This window comes from Gordonia prachuapensis, assembly GCF_036350515.1.
Classification (GTDB): Bacteria; Actinomycetota; Actinomycetes; order Mycobacteriales; family Mycobacteriaceae; genus Gordonia; species Gordonia prachuapensis.
The window spans coordinates 1-10,084 of the sequence record NZ_JAZDUE010000035.1 but is presented as its reverse complement, the minus strand read 5'-3'; the positions used below and the strand labels follow the sequence as shown (position 1 = coordinate 10,084).

The window sequence follows — 10,084 nt, the reverse complement described above, 5'->3', positions numbered from 1 at the left end:
GATCGGCTTACCCGTCTCCTCGACGATCCGGACCGCCCCATCACGAAACTCCCGGTCGTACTTCTTGCGCTTCTCTGGCATCGTGCTCCTCATTATCGATGCCTCTACGGTTCGGGGGGAACCTCAGTTTGTCGACGTGGCGTAGGAATGTGCGGAAGTCGACGGCGCGGTGGCGGCGGTGCATCTGCGCGATGACGGCGCCATCGGCAATGTTGAACGCTGCGAACAGACTTGAGGTTCCGTGCCGCACGTAGTCGTGGGTGCGTTTCTCCGGCATGCCCGGCATCATCGGAAACGCGGGTTGACTGCGCGCGAGCGCCTGGATCTGGCTTTTCTCATCAACGCACAACACGACCGCGGCTTCGGGCGGATCGAGGTAGAGCCCGACGATGTCATAGACTTTCTCGGTGAACAGCGGATCATTTGACAGTTTGTAGTGATCGGCCCGATGAGGTTGCAGGCCAAAAGCTTTCCACACCCGACCGATCGTCGATCTACTCATGCCGGTGCGCTCGGCCATCTTCGCCCGCGACCAGTGCGTCGCATTGGCCGGCGTTTGTTCCAACGTGGTGACCACCACGTCCTCGATCTTGTCAGCCGCGATCGACGGCGGCCGACCCGGCCGTGGATCATCGACCAGTCCGTCGAGGCGGGCCTCGACGAACCGGCGCCGCCATTTACCCACTGTCTGCGGGCTGATCCGCTCGCGGGCGGCGACCTCTTTGTTGGTCAACCCTTCGGCGCACCCCAGCACAATCCGAGACCGTAACGCCAACCCCTGAGCCGACTTTCGACGCTTTGCCCACCGCGTCAGCGTCAGGCTCTCGTCCTCGGTCAACACCAACTCGATCTTCGGTCGCCCACCTGCCATACCCCAGGATCCCACGCCCGAGCAGCCCGTTTGCCGCGCAACATCCCTCCGTTACAGTTATTTAACGAATTTATGGCGCAGGACACTAGCACTTCCTGCGCGATTCCCAGACGATCCGCACTTGCTGATGGAGGCGTGGATATCTACCAATCGGAAACAAGGGAGGGAGGTGAATGAAATGAAGCAGAAGATCGAAGCACCCAACGCGGCTGAGCTCGCGCGAGTCCGTTCGGCTACTCGTATGACGGCCTCCAACCGGTCGGCTAGCCAGCCGAGTTCGGGTCGGGGACTGAGCGTTATCCCCATCTATTACACCCGGTAACAGCTCCGTCCGGGTGGCACTCTCTCCTGAGGGTGCCACCCGGACGCGGATCTCAATATCGCAGCGAGTTAAAGGATTTGATCTGGTGGATATGACTTTTATCGGCCACAACGCCATGTATTTTGGCGGAGACGATGGGCTACTGGTCGACCCGGTTCTGGAGAAGACGTATGGAGACGACTACACCAGCAGCCCTGTAGAGATCTATCCACCGCGTCAGGTGCTGTTCGACGAGATGCCGCGACCTTCAGCGATCGTCGTTTCTCACGAACATTCCGACCACTTCCAGGTGGCCAGCCTCAACCGCCTTGACCGGTCAGCGACCGTTTACGTCGGCCCGCTGATGCCGCAGCCGATTCGGACGCTGTTGTCTAATTTGGGATTCGAAGTGATTGTCGCGAAGTTCGGCCAAGAGTACTCCGCTGGTGACGACGTGCTTTTCCAGCTGTATCCGGCAGGTAACAATACGGCTCTCTGGGAGAGTCGTGTCAGCCAAATCTATGTACGCGACGCAGTCACACCAGATCTGGGCGGGATCTTCGTGACTGTCGACGCGCTTCCCTCCGAACGGTTCATTCAAGATGTGCGAGCCGGGATAGTTCCGGCGCCATCGGTGTACGGCTGTAGCAACAACGCGCAGGTCACTCCCCCAGGGGTTTACGGGTCGACTGACAACATGGTCGATGAACACACATTTGCGGGAGTCGGGCAACGCTCGGCGATCCCCGGCGTGGAGATTCTCGCAGCACTCTTCGACGACTCGCTGACACCCTTCCCCGAGCTGCTCGACGCGGATTTGCTCATCACCGGCGGAGGGTTCCTCAAGGATTATGAGCAGATGGGGCCGTTTCCGCTCTCAGATCAGAAGGTCATGGCTGCTGCCCTGCAGCGGTTGTGCGAGAACACGATGGCCTTTGGGCCGTCACCCGGCGACAGGTTCGAGTTCAAGTCGGGGCGACTGAAGCAGACGGACGCCGACGCCACTTGGGTGCGCTTGGACACCAGACGATGGAACGAACTGATGCAGCGGCGCGAACGATTCATCCAAGAGGACGGACGGATACCGTCGAAGGAAATCTCGGCGTCACTGACCACCAACGAGGTGGCTGACGTGTTGCCGGTCGTCGAAGACGGTCTCGCATACCTGGCTCGGCTGCTGCTCACCACCGACTACTCAGCGATGCTCAAACGCAGCTCGATCGATGAAGGCCGCGCCCACGACCTGTTTCTGTTCCGCCTCGTCAATGGCGGCGATCGCTACGAATGGGCCTTAGATCTGCGCTTGTCGCGATTCATACCCGTCGACGACGCGACAGCCGATTCCGACGCGGTCGCCCACTATCCCTTCGGGATATGCACCCAGCTTGCTGATTGGTACAACGTACTCACCGGCCACCTCCAGATCTGGGACATCGTCGGAGTGGCTATGCGTTCGTGGTACCCGAGCGACTATGGGCGGTCGCCCGTGTTTGCGCTCTACAACGGCTTCGGAGAGCAGGCCCGTCCAGACATCGCCTTTGATATCTACAAACGTCAACTCGCACGAGTGCTGCAAGCCGACCCGATTGGATGAGATGTCGACCCTCGAATGCACCTATATAGGCCACCAGTCCTGGACGATCAGCACCGCGTGTACAACTATTCTGGTCGACCCTGTCCTGACCGACAGTTTCGGGTTTCGGGACGACCTGCGCTTCACGATCTACCCGCCTCGGACTGTCGCTCACGCCGCGATGCCCAAATCCGACGCAGTCGTGATTACCAACGAACACCTCGACCACTTTCACCCACCGTCGCTGCAGTTGCTCGATACCAACACCCCGGTCATTGTTCCGCTCATCTGCCCGGCCGTCGTCACTGACTGGCTGGCCACACATGGTTTCCCTGTCGTTGCGCTACCTCAAGGCGCCATCCACCACATCGGTGACATTCAGATTGCGTTGTTCGGGGTAGCCGATCGGTCGCCCCTGTGGGAGCATCGAGTGCATTCTGCGATGTTCACCACCGTCGAGGATCCTGGCGTACTCATCCAATCGGACGGTGAGATTGACTACTCCGCCATTGCATCGGCAGGCATGACGCCGCGCGTGCTGATCGCGACGAACAATGCGCAGATCCCGGTCCAGCCCGGCAACGGGGCTTTCGCCAATATCATTGAAAACAGCCTGCAAACCTCCACCGAAGGCTTGCGGATCGTACGTGCCGTGGTAGACGTGCCAGCATCGGAACTCGGTTCCGTTCGTCAGATACTGCTCAGTGGTGCCGGGTACACCTACGACGACCCAGATGCGCCGCCGCTGTTCAGATTGTCTGACAGCAACGAACTCGCCGACATCGTCTCGTGCCTGTCGCTGGGTGTCGAACTAATCGGACTAGCCCCCGGTGAACAGGCTGGTGCCGACGGCGCAGTAGGCACCGCCGACTGGATCATTGCTGGCCAGCCGAACCACGGCCACGGCGGCGAGGGCCACGAGGAACCGTGGTCGCGGTCGCCACGGCCGCGCCACATCAATGGCGGCACCGCCTCACTGGAGCGAATCGGCGAGTTGATTCTTGACGAACTGCGATGCTTGGAGCCGATTCTGATCAACTCCAAGCTGGGTCAAACCATGGTAAGTGCGAACACCTACCTCGGCAATGACGTCGACAGCACTCGTCTCTACCTACACCTGCGCGGCGGCGACGACGATTTCATCGGTGTCGGTTTCGATCTGGCGGCTGGAAGGTTCGAAAGTTCCGCGGCAACGCTACGGGACGCGATCATGACGATTCCGTTCGGGCTTGACGTCTACGCCGACGACTTCCTTGATGTTCTCCACGGCCGTCGGCAAATCTGGGAAGTATGCACGGCCAGCGCAGCGCAGTGGTTCGACGGGCCCCGCGACACCAGCCCCGTAGCATTCCTGTATGAGGCACTCAGCGAGCAAGTACGCCCTGATCTCGCACGGGAACTCATAAGGCAGTTCGATGGACCTGCATCGTGAACATCGTTATTCTCGGTGCGCCTGGTGCCGGCAAAACTACGGCCGCCACCCACCTGTCAACTGCTTTGTCGATGGCCTACCTCAGTGGCGATCTCGAACGTGATTCGTTGGCGCGGCCCTTTGGTTTCTCCTCTACCCGGGCCGAAAACATCTACGCGCGTGGCGGAGCTTTAGCATACGGACGGTACGTCGCCCAGTTCGACGAGTTGATGATATGGGGGTGGCTGAGCCAGCACAGCAACAGTGTGATCGACACCGCGGGAGGCTATCTCATCACCGCAGCCCATCGCGTTGACATGCTGTTACAGTCAAGCGCTCTGCTAGTGCTTATCCATCCTCATCTGTCGGATCTGGATGACTGGCTTCATCGAATGCGTGCCGATCGTGGCGAATCCGTCGACGACTGGTGGAGAAGAGGAGGAAGGCAGTGGCAGCTGACAACCGTGCGCGCTGCCGACGAGTTGGCCAAGGACTCCCGAATCATCGTCGTCACCGAGGCCTACGGTGATGGTTTGCTGTCCGAGGTGATTGCTCGCCGTGAGACCGACTGACTCCGCCGACACCGCATCGCGGCAGAGCTCTGCGAATAGCATGCGTGCACTGCTCTCGGTGCAACTGTTCAACATGCTCGGCGACGGCCTGCTCACTGTCGGCCTTACGCTCATCGTCGTCAGCGTCTCGCAAAGCCCTGCTGACCTGACACTTCTGCTGGCGTGCAGCACTGCCACGGGACTCGTCGCCCTTCTCGGATCGTCGATCTGGTTGGACGCGTTCAATCGGCGCCACACCCTGATCTTGATCGACGTCGGCCGCGTCATCGCGGCGTTGCTCAGCGTTGCCTACATGGTGTCTTCGCAGACATGGTTGCTGGTGTTGATAGGCATCACTGCCGGTATCAGCGTGGCGCTGTATCGGCCCGCGTTCAGCGCTTACATCGGCGACATTGCCGCACCCGAAGACCGCCACAGCGCTAACGCTCTGCGATCGACAGCATCGAAACTCTCGAGCATTGCCGGTCCGGCTCTGGCGGGACTGCTCGCCAGCGTCGATGCAGAAATGACGATTCCGATCCTGGCTGGTGTACTCGCCTGCGTTTCGATAATCGGGTTCACGCTTGGGCCGGCAGGCATGACTCCGGAACGGCACTGGCGGATGAGCGGATTCTCGACTGACGGGTTCCGCTTCGTGTGGTCACACAAGTGGGTGATGGCGATCATCGCGCAGGGTGCAATTCAGATCGGTTTCGTCAGCGCCCCAATAACTCTCATCGTTCCGCTATGGCTGAGCAACCAACACGCGTCGGGGCAGTACGGGTATGCGATGGCCGTGGAATCGGCTGGCGCACTGATAGCGACGCTGCTGTTCATGAGGGGGGTACGGATTCCCGCGATCCTGGCGATGCCTGTGCTTGTTCTGCAGGGTGCGGTACTGCTCGTCCTGATCTGTGATGCTCCGACGCCGCTGATCTACCCCGCGTATTTCGTCCTCGGCCTGGCGATGGGCATCTTCGGCACATTGTGGATCTCAGCCCTGCAGGCGAGCGTGCCGGCCGAACTCCTCGGCCGAGTCCTTTCGATAGATGCGCTTGGAAACAGCGCCTTCTCGCTCGTAGGCATCCTCATTACCGGTCTGGCACTCGGTCACCTCTCGTTCGGTGAGGTTTCGACGGCATCCCTCGTCGTTCTGATCGCCTCCGTTGTGCTTGCCGCTCTCGTGCCTGGGGTCCTGACGTTGGGTCATCTGCATCGCGAGCCAAATCTCGAACCGTAACCGCGCCGCGCGAGCTGAGGTAATCGGCGATCAGTCGCAGCCGAGGACCGGCCGGTTCCACTCGATTGCGCCTGGACGTCTCGTCATTGGGGATACGCGTGAGTGCGGTCGTTCAATCGCAACGGTCGAGCTGAGGCACCCGCGGATGCACTCGGTGACGGGTAGGGCACCGACTGCGAATGCGAGGGCCAGTCGACGTGATCGGGCGCCCACTCGACGTCGGCGTCGCCTCATGCCGACCGGCCCAGGTACCGGCATCCGAACAGAGCGTATGCGGTCTCCAGAACCTCAAACGACCCCATAGCCGAGCCTCCTCGCCGCGCTCGCGATGCGGCCAGCGAGGTCCGGGTGAGTTAGCGGTAGGGACAGTTGCGGCCTGCTGGGCATGGCAGTCGAGGCCGGGGTGAACAATGCCAGGCACGGCGTGCCGGCGAATCGGCTGTTGTAGCGCAGCCCATCGATGTCGGGGTGGGCCTCGACGATGTGGCGGGCCCAGCGTTGGGTGATGTGGTGGCCTCCGGTGGATAGCGCGTAGGTGCCACCGGCACGGGTGGCCCAGGCACCCGAGCTGTCGGCGGCAATGTCGATCACGGTGATCGGACGGGTGAACGACAAACCGGTGAGGTAGGGACGCTCGGGCCCGCGGTCGATCGTGCGGTCGGTCTGGAAAGCCTCGGCCAGTGCAGCATCGGGGGTCGCGGCGCCGTACCAGACACCGCGTCCGTCAGGGTCCTCCCCACGCGGCAGATGGTGGGGGTCGAACCGCAGCACCGGCCCGTAGGTGCGCAGCGCATTCCATGCCAGCACGTGGTCGCCGATGGTGCGGTGCACGCGCCACCACCCCGTCGACCCGTATCACCCGCACCTCGTCGTCCCGCAACCCCAGTGCCCGTAGGTCGCCCGGATCGGGCGGGTCGGGCAGCATCGAGTCCGAGGCCACTAAGAGGCTGTCCAATCGGCGATCTCGAGCAGCTCCAGGACCGCCTGAACCGGTTCTCCGTGCAACAGCCACTGCTTGACTGACCTGGGCTGTCCACCGATGGGCAGTTGCGGCTGCGGCGACTCCAGGAACGCGGCGACCGCGGTGGGATGCAGTCCACGGGATAGCAGTTGGGGCAGAACCTGATCCAACCCGCGAACGTGTATGAGTTTGTCTGGCTCGACGTGCTCAAACTGCAGGACTGGAAAGACCCACGACCGGCCGTCGTCAATCGCCCACAAGGTGTGCGCGAGACGACGTTGACGCACCCGCGAGTCCGATACCTGCAGCCCCTTGGCCACCGCGGACGCGGACAGGGCGGTGCTGTAGAGCCGCGCCATGTGCGCGGTCGCGTCTGCGGCGATCTGGGCGTAGTCGTCGGGGTCCTCGGTGAACCCGGCGGTGTCGAGCAACCGGGCGTCGCCCTCGGTCAGTCGCGCCGCCCACGGGCGCTGCGGCGGCAAAGTGCGTAGCGCAGCGACCAGTGCCGCTCGATCGAGGTCGAAACGGTCGCGCAGCAAGTTGTCGAGGTCGTCGTCCGCAGTCGACATGTTGATCCACATCCCACAGCTAACGGTGTCAGATCGATGCTATCTGCGTTAATAGAATCGGGCAATCGGCACCCGTCTTCACTCTTCCAGGCGTCGAGAGGTGTTCACGTTTGGGGAGTTGCCGCCGGCAATATGTCGATGACTCACATCCCGACCGAACTGGAAACGAACGCGAAGATGACACCAAGGGGTGTAGCGAGAGCACCCACGAGCAGACCGGAGCCGATCTGACGGATCACTCCTGGCGTCCCCAGCGCGACGAGACCAAGACAGGCCCCGGTCAGCACGAGGATGACAACCCATAGCGCACCCGGTACGAGCCAGACCACCAGGCTGAGGAGCAGGGTGACGCTTGCTGCGAAAGGGCTTGTGGGACCGAAGAAGGGACTCCGCGGCTCGCGTGACACGGTCTCAGAGCGCTCATCTGTCATATTGCTACACCAACAAAGACGATGGCGACAACGACATCGGCGAGTAAACCGGCAAGGGCGAATCGTCGGATCGGCCGGTTCGGCACTAGGAGGTAGGCGATCCCGAATACGACGGCCACGGCTCCCACGATGAGCAACGTTGCGCCCAAGTTGGGTTCCGCATCATCCAGCCACACACGGCCGTTGACGTAGAGAAGAGCAGTCGAGAGCACGATTCCCAACGCAGTCACGAAGTACGAGGGCGCAGCCCAATGACCCTCGCCCGCTTCAACTTCTCTATTCACTCCAGACCCGCTCATCACTCACTCACTTCAACACGAGGCGGACTTGTCGGGCTACCCAACGAAGTTCCACCCTCCACTTCGCCCGTCGGCAGGGGCATTTGATCCCTTGGGCTTACATACATCTCCTGGGGAAACCGGTCAAAGTCGTCGTCGTAGTCTCCGAACTCGTGATGGAACGGAAGATTCAGCATCGGCCCAGTGGAACTGTGGTCTCCCGCGTCATCTTGATGCAGGGTGTTGACCGTGCCATCTGGCATGTACTGATAGGTCTCCATCGACGGGAAATCCGTCACTCGACCAGATATCTCAGCTCCATCTTCTGACGGTGTAATGATGGTCTGGCCGTTAACCGACCACCCAGTCGCCGCGGCCGGAGCTGGGGCGAACGGGTCGGCTGCTCTGTAATCGACTAGGACCGTGCCGTCATCGAGCTGATTGACCTTCACGTCTGGCGTTCCGGTGCGCACCTCGCCACTCTCACTCACCACCGAAGGGTTCTGGCGAGCGATCACGTACCCATTCTCATAGTCGACGACGTAGGAGACGCGCGTGTCCTCAGGTGCAAGGTTCTGATTAAACCCACGGCCATCCCCGTCGTTGTACTCGAGGAATGGGTCAGTGAAGTCAGGCCCCGCCACCACTCGCTCATTCGGGATGAACAAACCGGTTGCCACGATGCCTTGACCGGGTACGGGTTCAATCTTTGCGACACTCACAACGGGCGGCTCACCCTGATATCGCGGGTCATAGCTGTGTGCGTCGAGCATCTCAGCCAAGCGCCAATCGTTCACACTCACCGGATCTCGCCCGTAAAGCTCTCTGAACGCCGCTACCTGATTGGCTGGGCGGTCGGCTCCGTTGACATGTGCACCTTCACCGTCGGGCGCCAGCGGCAGTGATCCATTTGCCGCGTTGATCGCCGCGGCCAGATCATCATCAAAGCGCTCTGCTGCGGCGATCACGTTGTTGACCCGGCCCTGCAGATCATCGATCTTGTCGCGGTACGCCTGACGGTCGGCATCGGACCACTCCGTCATGTCAGGAGGCGACGGATCCGAGACTTTGCCGGTCGTCGAGTCGACTACGAGCCCCGCGGCCGCGATATCAGCCTCACAGGTTTGGGCGGAACGCTTCAACGCGACGCCCTCGTTGTAACAGTCTCGGGCCGCAGCCGCGATCTTCCAGGTTTCGGTCCCGTGAGCATCGACATCAACCCGCTGCCGACCTGCAGAATCTCGGGCAGCGTCCGCGGCGTCACCGTCCCACGACCGAAGGCTATCGAGGCTCTTCAGCTGGTCGCCCAGAGATGCACACGTCTCCTCCTGCGCGCGACAGATGTCAAAGATTTGAGCGACTTGCTCTGGGTCGAACGCAAGCACTTCGCCAAACGTGACCACCTCACAGCCTCAGATCGACAGACTCGTCACTCTCCGGCCGATAGACGGCGGCTGAAACTTCACGCGAGTTGGCGACGTCGTCGGCAAGGTATCGCCACGCCGCAGTCTGCATCGCGGCACCGTGCCGACCAGCAGCCTCTGACAAGTCGGCTCCTCGGGCCCTCCACACCTCGGCCTTCGCCTGCAGTGCTCGGCCGCTGTGCGCGAAAAGCCCGCCCGCTGCGGATGACAACGCGGTGCTGTGCGCCTCGAACGCCTGACGCGCAGCATCGGCACCGTCAATGACCTGCGACGCAGTCACCTGCAAACCGTCAGTATCAACTTCTAGCGGTTTGTCCTTCGTCATTGCATTCCCTCCCGACATCAGGCCTGAGTTGGACCTCCTGACCCGATTTCGGGGCGGCGGCTGGTTATCGGTGCTGGTCAGCGTGTTGGCTGTCTGGAATCTCGAGCACTAAATGTCTCGGATATGGTCGGTTGGTGAGCCCGTATGTC

9 protein-coding genes and 1 pseudogene are annotated in these 10,084 nt (G+C 61.4%); 4 read left to right on the top strand and 6 right to left on the bottom strand.

From position 1 onward, the window contains the following. Positions 1 to 40: 40 nt before the first annotated feature. On the bottom strand, positions 41 to 841 hold the full coding sequence (locus V1Y59_RS23585) for an IS630 family transposase (RefSeq protein WP_330507474.1): 801 nt from the start codon (positions 839 to 841) through the stop codon (positions 41 to 43). Positions 842 to 1,278: 437 nt separating this feature from the next. Between V1Y59_RS23585 and V1Y59_RS23580 the strand changes: the two genes are divergently transcribed. The 4 genes from V1Y59_RS23580 to V1Y59_RS23565 are packed head-to-tail and all read left to right on the top strand — an operon-like array spanning position 1,279 to position 5,947. Continuing rightward, positions 1,279 to 2,766, top strand: coding sequence for an MBL fold metallo-hydrolase (locus V1Y59_RS23580; protein WP_330507473.1), 1,488 nt, complete (start codon positions 1,279 to 1,281; stop codon positions 2,764 to 2,766). 1 nt (position 2,767) lies between these two features. Further along, the gene (locus tag V1Y59_RS23575) at positions 2,768 to 4,177 is read left to right on the top strand and encodes an MBL fold metallo-hydrolase (RefSeq protein WP_330507472.1); all 1,410 of its coding nucleotides are present in this window, start codon (positions 2,768 to 2,770) and stop codon (positions 4,175 to 4,177) included. After that, positions 4,174 to 4,728 (top strand): adenylate kinase family protein, encoded by a 555-nt coding sequence (locus V1Y59_RS23570; RefSeq protein WP_330507471.1) that lies wholly within the window; start codon positions 4,174 to 4,176, stop codon positions 4,726 to 4,728. The genes V1Y59_RS23575 and V1Y59_RS23570 overlap by 4 nt, the downstream gene beginning before the upstream one ends. Positions 4,729 to 4,768: 40 nt before the next feature. Next, positions 4,769 to 5,947, top strand: a complete 1,179-nt coding sequence (locus V1Y59_RS23565; protein ID WP_330507470.1) for an MFS transporter — start codon at positions 4,769 to 4,771, stop codon at positions 5,945 to 5,947. Between the two features lie 288 nt (positions 5,948 to 6,235). Here V1Y59_RS23565 and V1Y59_RS23560 read toward each other — a convergent pair. The 5 genes and pseudogenes from V1Y59_RS23560 to V1Y59_RS23540 all read right to left on the bottom strand — a co-directional run bounded on the left by V1Y59_RS23560 (position 6,236) and on the right by V1Y59_RS23540 (position 9,935). Further along, positions 6,236 to 6,872, bottom strand: a pseudogene (locus V1Y59_RS23560) (RES family NAD+ phosphorylase). Positions 6,873 to 6,886: 14 nt separating this feature from the next. Next, entirely contained in the window at positions 6,887 to 7,477 is a 591-nt protein-coding gene (locus V1Y59_RS23555; RefSeq protein WP_330507469.1) for a DNA-binding protein, read from the bottom strand. A 427-nt stretch (positions 7,478 to 7,904) separates the two neighbouring features. Continuing rightward, positions 7,905 to 8,207 (bottom strand): hypothetical protein, encoded by a 303-nt coding sequence (locus V1Y59_RS23550; protein WP_330507468.1) that lies wholly within the window; start codon positions 8,205 to 8,207, stop codon positions 7,905 to 7,907. Then, complete coding sequence (locus tag V1Y59_RS23545) at positions 8,207 to 9,589, bottom strand: hypothetical protein (protein ID WP_330507467.1); 1,383 nt, start codon at positions 9,587 to 9,589, stop codon at positions 8,207 to 8,209. Before V1Y59_RS23545 ends, V1Y59_RS23550 begins: the two co-directional genes overlap by 1 nt. A 1-nt stretch (position 9,590) precedes the next feature. Next, positions 9,591 to 9,935, bottom strand: a complete 345-nt coding sequence (locus tag V1Y59_RS23540; protein ID WP_330507466.1) for a type VII secretion target — start codon at positions 9,933 to 9,935, stop codon at positions 9,591 to 9,593. Positions 9,936 to 10,084: the final 149 nt, after the last annotated feature.

Coding starts and splice junctions, on each gene's coding strand:
- V1Y59_RS23540 (WP_330507466.1), bottom strand. CDS start 9,935: ATGACGAAGGACAAACCGCTAGAAGTTGATACTGACGGTTTGCAGGTG.
- V1Y59_RS23550 (WP_330507468.1), bottom strand. CDS start 8,207: ATGAGCGGGTCTGGAGTGAATAGAGAAGTTGAAGCGGGCGAGGGTCAT.
- V1Y59_RS23555 (WP_330507469.1), bottom strand. CDS start 7,477: ATGTCGACTGCGGACGACGACCTCGACAACTTGCTGCGCGACCGTTTC.
- V1Y59_RS23575 (WP_330507472.1), top strand. CDS start 2,768: ATGTCGACCCTCGAATGCACCTATATAGGCCACCAGTCCTGGACGATC.
- V1Y59_RS23565 (WP_330507470.1), top strand. CDS start 4,769: ATGCGTGCACTGCTCTCGGTGCAACTGTTCAACATGCTCGGCGACGGC.